The following is a 17,008-nucleotide window of genomic DNA, read 5'->3' on the forward strand; positions in this document are numbered from 1 at the left end:
TGCATGCTCCCATTTGAAAAGAATTCAAGAATTGTCTTCTGCGGAGACTCGGTCACTGACGTCAACCGTGATTACAAGGCCATTCCCGCCGGCTGGGGCTCCTTCGGTGATGGCTATGTCAACCTGGTTCACGCCCTTCTTACCGCCGTCTACCCTGACCGGGAGCTCATGATCATGAACGAGGGAGTCAGCGGGGACGACATCAAGTTGATGGCAGCCCGGTGGGACAGGGATGTGCTCGACATGAAGCCCGACTACGTCTCGGTCATGATAGGGATCAACGACGTCTGGCGTCACTTCGACGGTCCCTTCCGCCAGGCGGACCTGGTCTCCCTGGATGAATTCGAACACACTTACGAAGATCTGTTGGGCAGAACCGAGCCCCGGGTCAGGGGTCTGATTGTCATGAGTCCTTTCATGATGGAGCCAAACAAGGATGATCCGATGAGGGCCATGGTCGACCGTTATGCCGAAGTAGCCAGGAAGGTGGCGGACCGACATAAGGCCATCTACGTGGACGTCCAGGCTGCCATGGACCACTTCCTCGAGAAACAGAGCAGCTACATACTCAGCATGGACCGTTGCCACCCCGGGATCGAGGGGCATATGCTGGTGGCCCGGACCTGGCTTCAAGCCGTCGGCTTCGACTGGGAAAGGACCACATTCGATGACGAAAAGTGAACAGGAGCCTCGTCCCCTGCGTGAAGACGTGGTCGGGGCCGATGACCTTTCGCGGGTGGATGCCGAGATCAGCCGGGGTGCCTTCAAGGCCGATTGGGCCTCCCTGTGCGCCATGGAGCTCCCCACCTGGTTCGCCGATGCCAAGTTTGGCATCTTCACCCACTGGGGCCTGTACAGCGTGCCCGCTTACCGTAACGAGTGGTACTCGCGCAACATGTACATCAAGGGGTACCCGGAGTTCGACCACCACGTGAAGACCTACGGACCCCAGAAGGAGTTCGGCTACAAGGACTTCATCCCCATGTTCAAGGCGGAGCGTTTCGACCCCGACCAGTGGCTGGACCTCTTCCGTCGGGCCGGCGCCCGCTACTACATGCCTGTGGCCGAGCACCACGACGGATTCCAGATGTACCGCAGTGACCTGTCGGAATGGAATGCCTTCGACAAGGGGCCCCACCGCGACCTGATCGGTGAGCTGCGGCGGGCCACTCTGGATGAGGGCCTTCACTTCGCCCTGTCCGACCACCGGGCTGAGCACTGGTGGTTCATGGGTCACGGGCAGGAGTTCGACAGCGATGTGCATCAGCCCATGAAGAGGGGCGACTTCTACTGGCCTGCCATGCCCGAGCCCGACAACCAGGACCTCTTCAGCAAGCCCTATCCCACCAAGGAGTACCTGGATGACTGGCTCCTGCGGGTTTGCGAGGTGATCGACGCCTATCGGCCCGAACTCCTCTACTTCGACTGGTGGGTTCAGCACGAGGCCTTCAAGCCCTATTTGCAGCGCCTGGCTGCTTACTACTACGATCGGTCCGTCGAGTGGGGGATTCCGACCGCCATCTGTTACAAGATGGATGGCATGGCCTGGGGTTCGGGCATCGTGGACGTGGAGCGCGGCGGCTTCGCCAATCCCACTCCCTTCGTCTGGCAGACTGACACTGCCATTGCCCGCAACTCCTGGTGCCACACAACCACCCTGGAGCACAAGTCGGTGGCTGAAATCCTGGCTGCCCTCCTCGACGCGGTCAGCAAGAACGGCAACCTCATGCTCAACGTGGGTCCTTGCGCCGACGGGTCCATTGACCCCGAGGAGGAGGAGATGTTGGAATCCATCGGTCGTTGGATGGATGTGAACGGGGAGGGGATTTACGGGTCCCGCCCCTGGTGGGCCGCTCAGGAGGGGCCCACCCACCCGGCAGCGGGGTCCTTCGCGGACCAGACCGAGGCCGTCTTCACCCCTGAGGATTTCCGGTTCACCTCGGCGTCAGGCGCTATCTACGCCTACCAGCTCAAGCCGTCCACAGACGGACGGGCCCTGATCAAGGCCTTTGCTCCACGAGGCAAGGAGGGGTCGGTCTTTCAGGGTATCGTCCGCCAGGTCAGTCAGTTGGGTGCAGGACCGGTCAGCTACGAGCTGACGGACCGGGGACTGTTGGTTCAGGGTCTCAAGGATTCCGTTGGGACCACGGCCACCGGCCTGCCTCTGGGCATCCGGATTGATGTGGAGTGAGATTCGGCCCTGCAGGATTTCTGTCACCGGCCGAGGACGTAGTGATCGACAATAACAAGGAAAGATAGGAAAACATGAAGTTCCTCAACGGAGAATGGCTTGTGCGCGACGGTTTTGACGTCAAATATGCGGCCAACATCTACAGCGCGGACGTCGAAGAGAAGAGACTGACCCTCTACGCCCCCTTCCAGGTGATCAGGAACCCGGGCATGACCCTGGACGGAGGACTGCTCACCATCGAAGTCACCTCTCCTCGTCCGGACATCATCACCACCCGGATCATCAACTATAGGCAGGATCACAGCCATGACCCCCAATTCACACTGAACCGAACTGATCCCCCGGTGAAGATTGAGGAGGATGAGAAGGGATGGACCTTCACCAGTGGCAGGCTGGCCCTGAAGATCGCCAAGGGTGACGCCATCGACTTCGAGTACGAGTATGAGGGCCGTCCGCTGACCAAGTCGGCGTGGAGGGGCAAGGCCTTGGTAACCGATGACGATGGCATGCCACACGTGGTCGAGTCCCTCAACCTGGGCGTGGGAGAGAAGATCTACGGCCTGGGCGAGCGTTTCACCAACTTCGTCAAGAACGGGCAGACGGTCACCATCTGGAATCAGGATGGTGGTACAGGCACGGCCCAGGCCTACAAGAACGTCCCCTTCTATATGAGCAACCGGGGGTATGGAGTCTTCGTGGATTCCACTGACAAGGTGGAGTTCGAGATCGGTTCCGACGAGGTCTCCAAGGTCCAGTTCTCCGTCCCCGGCCAGGAGCTGACATACTCGGTGATCGGCGGCCAGGACCTCAAAGGGGTGCTGAACACCTATACCGATCTGACCGGTAAGCCCCCTCTGGTCCCCGACTGGAGCTTCGGCTTGTGGCTGTCGACCTCCTTCACCACCGACTATGACGAGAAGACCGTCAACGAGTTCGTCGACGGTATGGCGGAGCGGGACATCCCCCTGTCGGTCTTCCACTTCGACTGCCGTTGGATGGACGACCTGGAATGGTGCAACTTCGAGTGGAAACACTCCGCCTTCCCGGACCCCGAAGGGATGCTGGCCCGCCTCCACCAGAAGGGTCTCAAGGTCTGTGCCTGGATCAACCCCTATATCGCCCAGAAGTCCAAGCTCTTCAAGGAAGGGGCCGAGAAGGGGTACTTCATCAAGCGTACCGACGGCCAGGTCTGGCAGTGGGACAAGTGGCAGGCAGGCATGGCCATCGTCGACTTCACCAACCCCGAGGCGACGGCCTGGTACCAGAGTAAGCTCAGGCACCTGCTGGACCAGGGCGTGGACTGCTTCAAGACCGACTTCGGCGAACGCATCCCCACCGAGGGCGTCGTCTATTACGACGGTTCCGACCCGGTCAAGATGCACAACTATTACACCCTCCTATACAACAAGGCCGTCTATGACCTCCTGGTCGAGGTGAAAGGGGCCGACCAGGCCATCCTCTTCGCCCGTTCGGCGACGGTGGGCGGACAGTGCTACCCGGTCCACTGGGGCGGGGACTGCACCTCCAACTACCCCTCCATGGCCGAAAGCCTGAGGGCCGGTCTCTCCTTCGGTATGAGCGGATTCGGCTACTGGAGTCACGACATCGCCGGCTTCGAGGACCAGCCCACCCCCGACATCTACAAGCGCTGGACCCAGTTCGGCCTCCTTTCCTCGCACTCCCGCTACCACGGGTCCACTGCCTACAAGGTTCCCTGGCTATACGGGGATGAGGCCGTCGAGGTCACCCGTGAGTTCGCCAAGCTCAAGCAGCGTCTTGTGCCCTATCTGATAAAGATGTCGCATGAGACCCATGAGACGGGCCTGCCCATGATGAGGGCCATGGTCCTGGAGTTCCCCAGCGACCCGACCTGCGAGGACATCGACACCCAGTACATGTTGGGGGACGACATCCTGGTGGCCCCAATCTTCAATGAGGACGGGACCGCACGCTTCTACGTTCCTGATGAGGGCACGGGCCGACCCTGGGCCAACATGCTGACAGGAAAGACCTATGAGCCCGGACGCTGGTACCAGGAGACCTACGACTACCACACCCTGCCGGTCCTGGTCAGACCAGGTACCGACCCCCTCCACGTGTGAGGCGGATTCTGGTATCACGCGGCCGGCACTTCCCTGTGCCCGGTGTGGTCCTCCCCGGATCGCATAAATGAAAACTCCAGTGGATGCATGTGTCCGTCGGCTTCCCTCCGTTCGGCGGCCCTGTCTGTCAGGCGGTGCATCCCTTATCAATACAGCCTTATCGGCAGAAAGAAGTGGACGGTTTATGACGACCGCTCTTGAATTCGTCAGACAGTTGGGCCTGGGATGGAACCTGGGCAACACCTTCGATGCTTTCCCGCTCCAAGGGGAGCATGAAAGGGCCATAAAGGAGGGTCGGACCTGGACCCCGGAGGATCAGGAGAAACTCTGGTTCAATCAGCCCTTCACCCCTGGGTGCGCCCGTCTGGTCAAGCAGGCCGGGTTCGACACCATCCGCATCCCGGTCACTTGGGTGGAATGGATTGACGAGGAGGGACACGTGGACTCCATCTGGATGAACGCGGTCCGCCGGGCCGTCGACTGGAGCCTGGATGCCGGGCTCAAGGTGATCGTCAACGTCCATCACGATGGTGGTGAGGGCGACCTCCCTTGGATCCGCAAGGCGGACAAGGACCCGGATGGGGTCTGCAGGCGATTCGCCGGTCTCTGGCGTGAGATCGCCGACACGTTCAAGGATTACGGGCAGGACCTCATCCTGGAGGGCGGCAACGAGATCGGTTTCGATGACATGGACCGGGATCAGGCCTATGTCCTCCTGGAAAGGCTCAACCAGATCTTCGTCGACACGGTCAGGGCCAGCGGATCGCACAACGCCGACCGTTTCCTGCTGATTCCCGGTTACAACACCGACACGGCCATGACCTGTGATTCCCGTTACCACCTGCCCAAGGACAGCGCAGCGGACCGGCTGATCGTATCCATCCACTATTACTCACCGGCCGATTTCGCCCTGGCCACACACGACACCACCTGGTGCAAACCCAGGCAGGAGTGGGGCAGTGAGGCGGACATCAAGGCGGTGGAGGCGGATTTCGCCACTCAGCGCCGCCGTTTTGTCGATGCCGGCATCCCCGTGATCATCGGAGAGTATGGTCTGCTGACCGAGGCCGTGGACGGGAAGGACCACGCCAGCAACCTCAAGTGGATATCGACCGTTCTGAACTGCTGCCGCGAGAACGGATCCTGCCCGGTCCTCTGGGATACCTCCACCAAGGAGATGTGTTTCCTGGATCGGGCCACTGGCCGTTTCTTCGACCCGGACATGGCCTCCTTATTCGCCCAGGCCAGGGCGGACCGCCGGTAGGGAGGTGCCGCGATGACCCTGTTCAACTGCAAACCCGCCCGTCGGATCGCGTCGGGATTCCACCCGGACCCGACTATCTGCCGGGCCCCTTCGGGCCGCTACTTCCTGGTCAACAGCTCCTTCGAGTATTTCCCGGGCTTGCCCATATACGAGAGTGGCGACGGGAAGCATTGGGCCCTGGTGGGGAACGCCATGGACCGCCCCTCCCAGTTCCCCTGCGAGGGCATGGGCAACAGCGGGGGCATCTATGCTCCCACCCTGCGCTGGCATGACGGCCTGTTCTACCTGATCGTCACCAACGTCAACAAGGGGACCATGATCATGACCACGCCGGATCCCCACCAGGGATGGTCCGATCCTCTGTGGATCAAGGGGTGGCCTGGTATCGACCCCACCCTGCTCTTCGATGACGATGGAACCGTCTACATCTGCGGCAATGAAAGCGACCAGGTTGACCAGGAAGGCAGGAGGGAGGTCCCCGGTATCTACCTGTCCCGCCTGGATGTGGGTACGGGGACCGTCCTGACTAAGAGGGAGAGGATTTGCGGAGGGACCACCGGGGCAAACCCTGAGGGGCCTCACATGTACAAGAGGGATGGCCTCTACTATCTGATGTGGGCGGAGGGGGGCACCGAGGCTGGCCACATGGAGAACATGGCCCGTTCCGCCTCCCCCACAGGCCCCTACGAGATGTGTCCGGGCAACCCACTGATCACCAACCGGAGTACCCACCTGACCCTTCAGGCCATCGGCCACTGCGACTGCGCCGGATTCGATGAGGACCGCACCCTGATGGTCTTCCACGGAACGCGGAACAACCATGAGTATCCTGCCCAGGGCTGGCTGGGCAGGGAGTCCTATGCGGTCTGGTTCGATTGGCAGGATGGCTGGCCCACCTTGGCCGATCAATCCTACGATGTGCCCCTTCTGGGCAAGGGGGATGCACTTGAGGATCAGATTGACTGGATCACCCCCTCCCTGGACAGCGCCGGTCGTTTCAGCGTGACCGGTTCGAGTGACCCGACGGCGGCCCGCATACGCGTGGAGGCCGCCGGCCATGACTTCGGCCTGGATGACGGGGCGCCCATGATCGGAACCCGGCAGACAGATTTCCGCTGCAGCTTCGAGGCCGCCCTCCCCGATCCGGCCCAGTTGACTTATGGCCAGGCCGGATTGGCCGTCTACGCCAATGCCGGCCATTACATGGATCTGTCGGTGGAACCTGCGCGGGATGGTCTGGTGCATGTCCAGGTCCAGGTACACAACGCCGGCCTGGTCAGCCTGGTGGGGTCCGCAGACCTGCCTGCTGGGGCACCCATAGGTCTTCAGATCAGGGGGGACGAGATGGGCTACGCCTTTCGTGCTGTGGGTCGGGACGGGGGTCACGACCTGGGTCATGCCCCGGGCAAGGTCCTCAGCTTCACCAATGCCGGTGGCTTCACCGGAATCCTTCTGGGGGTCTACGCCCACGGATCCGGACGGGTCACCTTCGATCCGGTGGCCTACCGGGTCTGAGCAATCTGTACATTCGCAAAAAAACGACAAGAGAAGTCGCCCGCTACGAGGTCACTTGGTGCCCGTCGGACGACCTGAAGGAGATCGATCATGAAACCCACATTCAGCAGCTTCCTGTTCGGAGGCGATTGGAATCCGGAACAGTGGCCGGAGGACACCTGGGAACAGGACATCGAGAAACTCGAGGATGCCCGCATCAATGAGGCCACCATCAACGTCTTCTCCTGGGCTCTTCTGCAACCTTCGGAAGACAAATATGATTTCTCCATGCTGGATAAGATTGTGGCCCTCCTGGTCAAGCACCGGTTCAACATCGTCATGGCGACGGGGACGGCGGCCCTGCCTGCCTGGATGGTCAGGACCCACCCAGAGGTGATCCGGACCGACCAGGAGGGCAGGCATCGCGTTTTCGGTGGGCGACACAACTTCTGCCCCACCAGTGAATACTTCCGGCAGGCCTCCGGGGCTTTGGCAGGCCATCTGGCCGAACGCTACGCCGGCACCCCGGGCCTGGTGGCCTGGCATGTGGGCAACGAGTACGGCGGTGGAGGCGGCTTGTGTTACTGCGAGGGCTGTGCCCGGGCCTTCCGTATCTGGCTGAAGGACAAGTACGGTACGATCCAGGCCCTCAACCAGGCCTGGTACGCCAACTTCTGGAGCCACACCATCTACGACTGGGATGACGTGGTTCCACCTGTGACCTACGGGGATGGGATCGGTGAGAACAAGTGTGTGATCTCCGGGTTGCAGATGGATTACCGCCGCTTCCAGGAGCAGGCACAGCTGGCCTGCTTCACCAATGAGCGCGACGCCATCCGCCGCCACGACGGTTCCACGCCGATCACCACCAACCTGATGGGGACTTTCAAGGACCTGGACTACTTCGAGTGGGCCCAGCAGATGGACCTGGTCAGTTGGGACAACTATCCGGGCATGGACACCCCACCCAGCTTCACCGCAATGTCCCACGACCTTATGCGGGGGGTGGGCGGTGGCCGTCCCTTCATGCTGATGGAGCAGACGCCCAATCAACAGGGCTGGTTCCCCTTCTGCAAGGTCAAGCGGCCCGGCGAGGTCCGCAAGCTCAGTTGGCAGGCCGTGGCTCATGGGGCCGACACGGTGCAGTTCTTCCAGATGAAACAGTCCCTGGGCGGCTGTGAGCGCACCCATGGGGCCGTCATAGACCACAGCGGCAGTGAGCAATCCCGAGTCTTCAAGGAGACCACTGCCCTGGGTGCCGAGCTGGATCGGGTGGGGGCCCGTCTCATGGGTAGCCGAGTGGTGGCCAGGGTGGCCATCATGTTCGACTGGCAGAGCTACTGGTCCCTGGAAGGTTGCGTGGGCCCCACGACAGGCTTTTCCTACCCCCAGGAGGTCCACCGCTTCTACCGCCCTCTCTACCGCCGCAACCTGGCCGTGGACTTCATACCCAGCACGTCCTCGGTCGAGACCCTGAAGAAGTATGACCTGGTCCTGGCCCCGGCCCTGATCTCCCTATTGCCCGATGTGGCAGACCACCTAGAGTCCTATGTGTCCGATGGGGGCACCTTCGTCACCGGCTATATGGCCGGTATCCATGACGAACGCGACCTGGTGGTCCCAGGTGGGTACCCGGGTGTTCTAAGGAGGCTGACCGGGGTCTGGGTCGAGGAGATCGATGCCCTGGCGCCTGATGAAACCATACCGGTGGAAGGTCTGGCAGCTGTTGACGGCCAGCCTGCCGGTCAGATCGTGGCCAGCCTGATCCATTGCGAGGGAGCCAAGCCCCTTGCCTCCTACGGGGGTGGCGACTTCTACGCCGGTAGTCCGGCCTTGACGGTGAACGATTTCGGCAGGGGGAAGGCCTACTTCGTTGGCACCCCCCTGGACGAGGCTGGCATGGATGCCTTCATGGATCCCATTGTTGACAGCCTGGGGCTTCCTGCGGTCGACACTCCCAAGGATGTCAGCCTTTCCGTCCGCCAATCGGATGACGGGACCCGGTATGCCATCGTGATCAACTCGGCCCGCTCGCCAATTACCGCCGACCTTCCCCTCCTGAGGGGCGGTGAGGACCTCCTTGCAGGCGGTCGGGTGTCTGGCCCACTGGATCTGCCCCCCTACGGGGTGGCTCTGGTCGCGCTGGCCTGACCGGCTAACGGCGAACCTGAGTATCCAGGTCCTGTTATGGCTGGCATCAAGGAGGTGGCCGCACGAGTCGGCGTCTCCATCAGCACCGTCTCCTATGCCATAAGTGGGAAACGGTCGGTTAGCGCCTCTACCAGGGCCAGGGTCATGCAGGCCGCCCGCGAACTGGGCTATGCCCCCCGGTCGCATGGACGCCTGGCCCGGGGTGGAGAGACCAGGATCCTTGCCCTGAGCTCACCCATGGACGAGCGGACGGTCTACGGGGATTGGTCGCCTTACTTCTTCGGGGTGGCCCGGCGTTCCCATCTGCGCGGGTATGACATCCTGGCCCTTATGGGTGAGGATGAGGACCTGGCTGGTCTGGCGGATTCAGGCCAAGTGGACGGAATCCTCCTGATGGATGTGACGGTGGACGACCCACGTACCGCACTGGCCGCTTACTCACGGGTTCCCGTGGTGTCCCTCGGTTGTCCGGACAGCCTGGACGGGGCCTACGCGGTGGATCTGGACTTCGAGCAGATGGGCCGTCTGGCCGTCCACCGTATGGTCGCGGCCGGCCACACCCACCTCCTCTTCCTAGGGGCCGACCCCGATGCCTACGAGGAGGGCGTTAATTTCCTGGTTCGGACCAGGAAGGCGGTCAGGTCATCGGCCGCCGGTGCCCATGTAGCTGTGACGGAGGAGTACCTCGACGGTGAGGGGGCTCGTCCCATGAAAAGCCTTGTATGTCGCGCTCTGGCCGTTGATCCGGAGATCTCGGCCGTTCTGGGACAGGTGGACACTATGGGAATGTTCAACCTGACAAGAGCCCTGGCTGCTGTCGGCAGACCAGTTGGATCGGCCATGTCGGTCATCCAGTTGGGCTCCTTCGGCAAAGGGGCCGTGTTGGACCCGCCTCTGGACGAAATCCCCCTGCGCCCTTACCTGGCGTGCGGCCGTGCCGTCGATGTCCTGGTCGAGATGGTGGAGGGAAGACGCCCCAGGCCAGGCAGGGGAATCAAGGAGTTGATCCCGGTCACATACCTGGACCGGGGTTCGGTCAGGTCTCCGGTCAGGTCCGGGAACTGTCGAAATCCTTCGAAATGATTCGTTCCCACGCTTCAGTCCCTTTTATGCTAATCAGTGCGTTCTTGCATGGCGATGAGGCCATGGCGTATGGCTCGTGATGGAAGCGAGGTAGATATGCACAGTCAAAAGACGAGGAAGTCGAAGATGTGGACCAGGCCGATGGCCCTTCAGGCCACCCTGGCAATCTCGATGACCGTGGGGGCCTGTGGATCGGGTGGCGAATCGGAGGCCGAGGGAGTTGACGACGGAGCATCGATGACGGTGGAGGTCTTCGACCAACTGGCCAACTATCAGGGCAAGCAAAAGGGTTGGTTCGCCAAACTGGTAAAGGACAAGTTCAACATCACCCTCAATATCGTGGCCCCCAACGTGGCAGGCGGTGGCAACACGCTTTTCGACACCCGTTCTGCTGCTGGCAATTTGGGTGACCTGGTGGTCATAGGCTCCAACGGCGGTCAGGCCAAGAAGGTGGTCAAGGCGGGCCTGGTGGCCGATCTGACCCCTTATATGAAAGATGCCAAACACCTTAAGGCCTATCAGGGGGCCATGGATCAGCTCAGGGCCGATGTCGGCCGTAAGGACGGTACCTGGGGAATCCCTATCTCCGTCTCGGCCCTCTCGCCTACGGAGCCCAGTGAGGGGGTGGAGCCCACCTTCGGCCCCTTCGTCAGATGGGACTACTACAAGGAGGTCGGCTACCCCAAGGTCGCCACCCTGGAGGATCTTCTGCCTGTCCTTGAGAAGATGCAGGAGAGAGCCCGTCAGGAGACCGGCCGCAAGGACATCTACGCCCTGAGTCTCTTCAAGGACTGGGACGATCAAGCCATGCAAAACGGCTTCCAGTTGCCAGCCTTCTACGGTTATGCCGAGGGAACCGGATATGTGATGAGCAATGCCGACGGGTCGGATGCCCAGTCCCTAATCGCCCCGGACGGGATTTATGTCAGGGCCCTGAAATTCTTCAACAAGGCGCAGAGGATGGGCCTGGTCGATCCCGATTCCACCACGCAGAACTACGACACCATGTTCGCCAAGTACCAGCAGGGCAAGATTCTCTTCTCCTTCTGGCCCTGGCTGGGGCAGGCAGCCTACAACACCGAGACCCACAGGCAAGAGGGGAAGGGGTTCATGATGCTCTCCATAGACGACATGAAGATCGCCTCCAAGGGGGCGCAGCCCAACGGGACCTCTACTTTCATCGGGGTTGGGGCCAAGGCGAAGAACAAGGCCCGCCTGGTTAGATTCATCGACTGGCTTTATTCACCGGATGGCATACAGGCCTCCGGCTCCCAGACCAACGGAGCCGCCGGGCTCAAGGGGCTGACCTGGAAGGTAGAGGGAGGCCGACCGGTCCTGACGGATTTCGGTGTCAAAGCTCTGTCCGGTGAGAAGGTAAACGTCCCCGAGGAATACGGGGGAGGGGGCTACACGGATGGGGCCTCCCAACTCAATGTCAACACGGTCCTGAACAAGGGGTTGGATCCCGCCACTAAAGCCCCCTACAACTATCAGATGTGGGATTCGGAACTGGACAAGCGGACCACGGCCCTCGACAGGGACTGGCAGGCGCACATGGGCGGTGCCCGCACCACGATGGAGTATTTGGAGAAAGCGAAGAAGCTGGCTGTGATACCCGGGGCCAGCTATTCCACCCCCAAGGAGTCCTCCGTTATCTCGACCATCCGGGGACAGGTCAAGACCGCAGTGGTTAACGGCTGCTGGCAGGCCGTCTTCGCCAAGGATGACGAAGGGTTCGACTCGGTCTGGTCCTCCATGGTGAAGAACGTGGACGGGCTGGGCTTCCAGAAGGTCTATCAAGTGGACATGGATAACACCCATAGTCTCTTCTCGGCGCGCAAGGCGATCGAGAAGCAGTATGCCGATCGGAAGTAAGCCCGGCTCATCCGATGCGGCCCCAGAATTCCGGTTCTTGATTGCAGGATCGGAATCCTGGGGAATGTGGATGGCAGGGACTTGTCACCTTCTTGGGGTGTGAGCAAAAGTCAGACGGTCGGCTCCTCCTGCCCCCTGAAGGTCCGCTTGATCCAGGCAGCCGCGAGACGGGGCCAGATCTGCACGCAGGGCTCGATTCCATTGGTTCCCTGCCAGGCGGTCTCTTCGGTCCCCAGGCCCAGACCGTGGCCTCCATGGGGGAAGAGGTGGGCTTCCACGCTGACCCCGGCCTGCTTGCATGCTTCTACCAGCATGAGGGTGTTCTCCGGAGGGACCAGACCATCCTCCATGGTGTGCCAGACGAATACGGGTGGGGTCTTGCTGTCTATGTGCGTCTCGATGGAGACCGCCTCCAGGGCCGTAGGGTCCTCCTTCTTGTCGCCCAGGAGGTGGTCGATGCTCCCTCGGTGAGCGAGGGGACCGGAGGTGATGACCGGATAGCCCAGCATGAGGCCGTCGGGGCGGACGGCATCGGGGTCGTAGCCGTGGGCCCGGAGGTCCTGGTCTCCGGCGGTTGTGGCCAGGTTGGCTGCCAGGTGGCCACCGGCTGAGAAGCCCATGATGCTGATGGCCTTGGGGTCCACGTGCCACTGGTCGGCGTGCTCACGGATGCGCTTCATGGCTTCGGCCGCTTCGACCAGGGCTGTCGGGTACACGGAGGGCCAGCAGGAATAGCGTAGGACGAAGGCATTGCAACCAGCCGCCAGGAACTGTACGGCGATGGGTTCGGCCTCCCTGTCCGAGGTCATTTCATAGCCGCCTCCGGGGATGACCAGGACTGATGGGCGAACCCGGTCCGGCAATACCTCCTCGCTGTTGTCCAAGCTGTAGCCGACGAATTTGGCCCGGCTGCCGTCAATCCCCTCAATCTCCTGCTCAAAATACTGCATCTGCTCTCATCCTCTTCGATAGTTAGGGCCCTCAGGCCATGGCTCATTGTAAATCACCAGGTGACTCGGCGACCCCTCAGAAGGTCACGGTCACGTTCACCGGATTCTCGCTTGTCTGGGGTGGTACCATCCCGCTACTCAGTTCGTGGCCGTCCAGGCTGACCGAACGCCTTCCAGTCCGCTTCATGGAAATTCGATAGGTGACCCCCCTCCAGGTCCTGCCGACGGTCAGTTCGTTGAATTCGGCGGGCAGGTGGGGTTCGATAACCAGTCCGTCCAAGGTGGGCCTGACCCCCAGCAGATACTGGGAGACATCCACGAAGGACCAGGCGGCCGTGCCTGTCAGCCATGAGTTCTTTCCCTCGCCGGGGGTGGGGGACTCAGGACCGGCCACCATCTGGCAGTAGACGTAGGGCTCCACCTTGCGGATGTCGGACTTCTTCTCCAGGTAGGCGGGGCAGGTGCGTCTGTAGACCGCGAAGGCCTCTTCGTCATCGCCGACCATGGCGTTGGCTATGGAGATCCAGGGGTTGACGTGGCAGAAGACGCCACCATTCTCCTTGTACCCCCTGGGGTAGGAAGAGATCTCGCCTAGTTCGATTCGGTAGGTGGAATAGGCGGGGGCCAGAATGGCCGTACCCCAGGAGGAGGTCAGCCTCTCCTTGACCGAGGTCAGGGCCTGTCGGGCCTTGCCGTCATCGAGACCGATACCGGCCATTACACACATCCCCTGGGGTTCGATGTAGATCTGCCCTTCGGTGTCAGTGTGGGAGCCGACGGGACGGGAGTAAGCGTCGTAGGCCCTGAGGAACCACTGGCCGTCCCAGCCGGCCTCCTCCACGGTATGGGTCATCTTCTCGATGGCCTGGCGGACCGAGGCGGTCTCCTGGGCCACAGCATCCCTGTCCATCCCGCAATCCGTCCCGTAATGGTCCAGGATGTCGGCGTAGTGGCCGGCATAGAGGACGAACATGCCTCCGATCAGGACCGACTCAGCCACACCTGTGTCATTGTTTTCGACAGTCTGGAAACTCTCTCCTGGTGTATCGGAGAAGCAGTTGAGGTCAAGGCAGTCGTTCCAGTCGGCCCGTCCAATCAGGGGGAGGTCATGCGGGCCCATGTGGTTCATTGTGAACCCGATCGACCGGCGCAGGTGCTCCAGGAGGGGTTTCTCGGTCCCTGCCACATTGTTGAAGGGGACGGGCTCCTTCAGGATGGAGGAATCCCCGGTCTCGGCCAGGTAGGCGTAGGTGCCGGCCACCAGCCAGAGGGGGTCGTCGTTGAAGCCGCCGCCAATGTCGGCGTTCCCCCTTTTGGTCAGAGGCTGGTACTGGTGCCAGGCCGACCCATCCTCCAGCTGGGTTGAGGCGATGTCGATGATGCGCTGACGGGCGCGGTCGGGGATCAGGTGGACAAAGCCCAGGAGATCCTGGTTGGAGTCGCGGAAGCCCATCCCCCTCCCTGTGCCTGATTCGAAATAGGAGGCCGAACGCGAAAGGTTGAAGGTGACCATGCACTGGTACTGGTGCCATATGTTGACCATCCGATCCAGGCGGGGGTCGCCGCTGTCCAGGGTGAACCGGCCCAGGAGATCGGCCCAGTAGGCCTTGAGGTCGGCGAAGGCCTGGTCGACCTGGTCGTCCCTTCTGAATCGGTCGAAGAGGGCGTGTGCGGGCTTCTTGTTGATGATTCCCACCTTGGCAGGGTCATCGGGGTCCTCCCACTTGTCCTCCTTGGGCAGCTGGACATAGCCCAGGATGAATACCAGGCTCTCCTCCTGGCCGGGGTCCAGGGATAGCCTGACCCTGTTGGCGGCTATAGGGAACCATCCGTGTGCCACGGAGTTGCGGGCTCTGCCCTCGGTGATGGCTTCGGGGGTATCCCAGCCGTTGAACTTACCCAGGAACTCGTCCCGGCTGGTGTCGAACCCGCAGGTGGGCTGGTTGACCCCGAAGAAGGCGTAATGGTTTCGGCGTTCCTTGTACTCGGTCTTGTGGTAGAGAAGGGTGGCTTCCGATCCCTGCTCGACCTCCACTTCGCCCGTAGACAGGTTGCGCTGGAAGTTGCTGGAGTCGTCCACGGCGTTCCACAGGCACCACTCAACACAGCCGGTCACATCCAGAAGGATGGGGGAGCCGGTGGTGTTCCTGATTTTCAAACGGTTGATTTCGGCATCGGCATCCACGGGGACGAAGGCGGTCATGACTGTATCGATGCCCTTATATGAGGATTCGAAAATGGTATATCCGATCCCCTGACGGCAGCTGTACCGGTCCAGGGGAGTCCTGGAGGGCAGGAAGGTGGGCGACCAGGTGGCCAGGGGGGCGGACTCTGGGTTGTCCCGATCCATAAGGCTCAGGTAGTAGCTGCGGCTGCCGTTGTCGGCAGGTACCCCGTTATAGCGGTAGCGGGTTATCCTCTGGAGCTTGGCATCTTTGTAGAAGGAATAGCCACCGCCTGTATTGGAGATGAGGGAGAAGAAGTCCTGGTTGCCCAGATAGTTGATCCAGGGCAGCGGGGTGGCGGGTGTGTCGATGACATACTCTCTGGCTGCGTCGTCAAAATGACCGTATTGCATGTTCTCCCTATCCTCAATGCAACCTTGGCCCAGCCCCGTCGGGTTGGGGCCGGTTGGGCAGGCCGTAGGCGGCCCTTCCGGACTGTCCCGAGGCGTCACAACCCCTTGAAAGCAGCAGTGCCTGATCGGAATAGCTGCCGGAATCGTGCCCCATTTCGGGAAAGACTGCTAAGGCTGGCGACCCGCGTTTGTATTATCGTTTGACTAAGATGATAGCATTAATTAATAAACCTATAGATAAGCGTGTGCGGATTCCCTATAATGGTTGAACTCATGTGGCTTCCAATAGGCCGGAACCCCAAAGGTTGGGCAGATTGGAGCCGTCTGCAGTCATGATGGGGACCCGCAGGGGCGGGCGGCACTGTAAAGAGACAGGATCCCACCACCCGCCAAGTGCCTGAGTAAGGGGGGTTCATGACTGGCGTAGAGGATTGGAACCAGTACCGGGCAGGAAAAAGTGTCACCGGATCCGGTCCGACGGTCGGGTCCACCTTCTCGGAGAACCCTCGTGCCCGTCAGGTCTTTACTGGCAAGGGCTTCCCCCGGCGCAAGCGCATGACCGCCGATGAGCGCAAGGAACAGATTGTCAAGGCGGCCGTCAAGGTGATTGCTGCCAAGGGCTTTTGGGGGATGTCCCTGCAGGACGTGGCCGATCAGGTGGGCATCACCGAGGCCGCCCTCTATCATTACATCGACTCCAAGAACGACCTGTTCAGGATGGTCATGGAGCAGGCCTATGACTCCCCTGAGGCCGACGAGTTCATCTACACGACCTGCACGGGGACGGATGCGGACGGACACAACCTTCTCTTCTTCCCTCGGTTCTGCGCCAACAACGTCATTTTCAATGCCCGCAGGCCGGAGATGGTCAAGCTCTTCTCCATCTTGAACGGAGAGGCTCTCAGCCCCTCGCACCCGGCCCACCGCTATTTCATAGGCCGAAACCAGAAGTTTTGGCAGACCATCAAGTCACTGAACTGGTGCCTGCCCAGAGGGTACGACCTTGACCGCTTCCACCACATGTGGGTGCTGTGCATGTCGGCCATGGATGGCCTGCAATACCGCTGGCTGGCGGACGGGTCAGCCGACCTGGTGGCCGAGTGGCTCGCCTTCTCCGATGAGCTCTTCCCTCAGGAGAAGTGGCATGGGTTCATGGACCCCAGTGACATCGACCCGGACTCGGAAGAATGCCTGGCCTCCTACGGCCTTATTACGGGTGGAGGACCGGCGGTGCAGGACCAGCGGCTACGTCCAGACGACCCCTCCGGTGGGACAGCGGCCACCGAGGACGTCCAACGGCCGGGGGACAGCAAATGACTG

General features: G+C 61.3%; 11 protein-coding genes. 9 read left to right on the forward strand and 2 right to left on the reverse strand.

Going from position 1 to position 17,008, the window contains the following annotated elements; genetic code table 11:
• Positions 1-3 precede the first annotated feature (3 nt).
• The 8 genes from P272_RS0100190 (at position 4) to P272_RS0100225 (ending at position 12,160) form a co-directional block, all read left to right on the forward strand.
• Entirely contained in the window at positions 4-681 is a 678-nt protein-coding gene (locus P272_RS0100190; RefSeq protein WP_029677559.1) for an SGNH/GDSL hydrolase family protein, read from the forward strand.
• Entirely contained in the window at positions 668-2,191 is a 1,524-nt protein-coding gene (locus tag P272_RS0100195) for an alpha-L-fucosidase (protein WP_155804875.1), read from the forward strand. The genes P272_RS0100190 and P272_RS0100195 overlap by 14 nt, the downstream gene beginning before the upstream one ends.
• Positions 2,192-2,265: 74 nt before the next feature.
• Complete coding sequence (yicI, locus tag P272_RS0100200; protein ID WP_029677561.1) at positions 2,266-4,293, forward strand: alpha-xylosidase; 2,028 nt, start codon at positions 2,266-2,268, stop codon at positions 4,291-4,293.
• Positions 4,294-4,477: 184 nt separating this feature from the next.
• The gene (locus P272_RS0100205; RefSeq protein ID WP_029677562.1) at positions 4,478-5,557 is read left to right on the forward strand and encodes a glycoside hydrolase family 5 protein; all 1,080 of its coding nucleotides are present in this window, start codon (positions 4,478-4,480) and stop codon (positions 5,555-5,557) included.
• A gap of 12 nt (positions 5,558-5,569) precedes the next feature.
• Positions 5,570-7,072: a glycoside hydrolase family 43 protein gene (locus P272_RS0100210; RefSeq protein ID WP_029677563.1), complete on the forward strand. Its 1,503-nt coding sequence runs from the start codon at positions 5,570-5,572 to the stop codon at positions 7,070-7,072.
• A 90-nt stretch (positions 7,073-7,162) separates the two neighbouring features.
• Entirely contained in the window at positions 7,163-9,202 is a 2,040-nt protein-coding gene (locus P272_RS0100215) for a beta-galactosidase (RefSeq protein WP_029677564.1), read from the forward strand.
• Positions 9,203-9,238: 36 nt separating this feature from the next.
• Positions 9,239-10,285: a LacI family DNA-binding transcriptional regulator gene (locus P272_RS0100220; RefSeq protein WP_044097610.1), complete on the forward strand. Its 1,047-nt coding sequence runs from the start codon at positions 9,239-9,241 to the stop codon at positions 10,283-10,285.
• 126 nt (positions 10,286-10,411) lie between these two features.
• On the forward strand, positions 10,412-12,160 hold the full coding sequence (locus P272_RS0100225; protein WP_029677566.1) for an extracellular solute-binding protein: 1,749 nt from the start codon (positions 10,412-10,414) through the stop codon (positions 12,158-12,160).
• A 110-nt stretch (positions 12,161-12,270) separates the two neighbouring features.
• On the opposite strand, the gene P272_RS0100230 is transcribed toward P272_RS0100225, so the two are convergent.
• Positions 12,271-13,110 carry an alpha/beta hydrolase gene (locus P272_RS0100230; protein ID WP_029677567.1) on the reverse strand — a complete coding sequence of 280 codons (840 nt, stop codon included), beginning with the start codon at positions 13,108-13,110 and terminating at the stop codon, positions 12,271-12,273.
• A gap of 76 nt (positions 13,111-13,186) precedes the next feature.
• The gene (locus P272_RS0100235; RefSeq protein ID WP_029677568.1) at positions 13,187-15,688 is read right to left on the reverse strand and encodes a GH36-type glycosyl hydrolase domain-containing protein; all 2,502 of its coding nucleotides are present in this window, start codon (positions 15,686-15,688) and stop codon (positions 13,187-13,189) included.
• A gap of 414 nt (positions 15,689-16,102) precedes the next feature.
• On the opposite strand from P272_RS0100235, the gene P272_RS0100240 reads away from it, so the two are divergent.
• Positions 16,103-17,005: a TetR/AcrR family transcriptional regulator gene (locus tag P272_RS0100240; protein ID WP_081708956.1), complete on the forward strand. Its 903-nt coding sequence runs from the start codon at positions 16,103-16,105 to the stop codon at positions 17,003-17,005.
• The last annotated feature ends 3 nt before the right edge of the window (positions 17,006-17,008 follow it).

Origin of the sequence: Bifidobacterium sp. 7101 (genome assembly GCF_000499285.1) — a bacterium.
Lineage (GTDB): Bacteria > Actinomycetota > Actinomycetes > Actinomycetales > Bifidobacteriaceae > Bombiscardovia > Bombiscardovia apis_A.

Coding starts and splice junctions, on each gene's coding strand:
- P272_RS0100220 (WP_044097610.1), top strand. CDS start 9,239: ATGGCTGGCATCAAGGAGGTGGCCGCACGAGTCGGCGTCTCCATCAGC.
- P272_RS0100225 (WP_029677566.1), top strand. CDS start 10,412: ATGTGGACCAGGCCGATGGCCCTTCAGGCCACCCTGGCAATCTCGATG.
- yicI (WP_029677561.1), top strand. CDS start 2,266: ATGAAGTTCCTCAACGGAGAATGGCTTGTGCGCGACGGTTTTGACGTC.
- P272_RS0100210 (WP_029677563.1), top strand. CDS start 5,570: ATGACCCTGTTCAACTGCAAACCCGCCCGTCGGATCGCGTCGGGATTC.
- P272_RS0100205 (WP_029677562.1), top strand. CDS start 4,478: ATGACGACCGCTCTTGAATTCGTCAGACAGTTGGGCCTGGGATGGAAC.
- P272_RS0100230 (WP_029677567.1), bottom strand. CDS start 13,110: ATGCAGTATTTTGAGCAGGAGATTGAGGGGATTGACGGCAGCCGGGCC.
- P272_RS0100235 (WP_029677568.1), bottom strand. CDS start 15,688: ATGCAATACGGTCATTTTGACGACGCAGCCAGAGAGTATGTCATCGAC.
- P272_RS0100195 (WP_155804875.1), top strand. CDS start 668: ATGACGAAAAGTGAACAGGAGCCTCGTCCCCTGCGTGAAGACGTGGTC.
- P272_RS0100215 (WP_029677564.1), top strand. CDS start 7,163: ATGAAACCCACATTCAGCAGCTTCCTGTTCGGAGGCGATTGGAATCCG.
- P272_RS0100190 (WP_029677559.1), top strand. CDS start 4: ATGCTCCCATTTGAAAAGAATTCAAGAATTGTCTTCTGCGGAGACTCG.
- P272_RS0100240 (WP_081708956.1), top strand. CDS start 16,103: ATGACTGGCGTAGAGGATTGGAACCAGTACCGGGCAGGAAAAAGTGTC.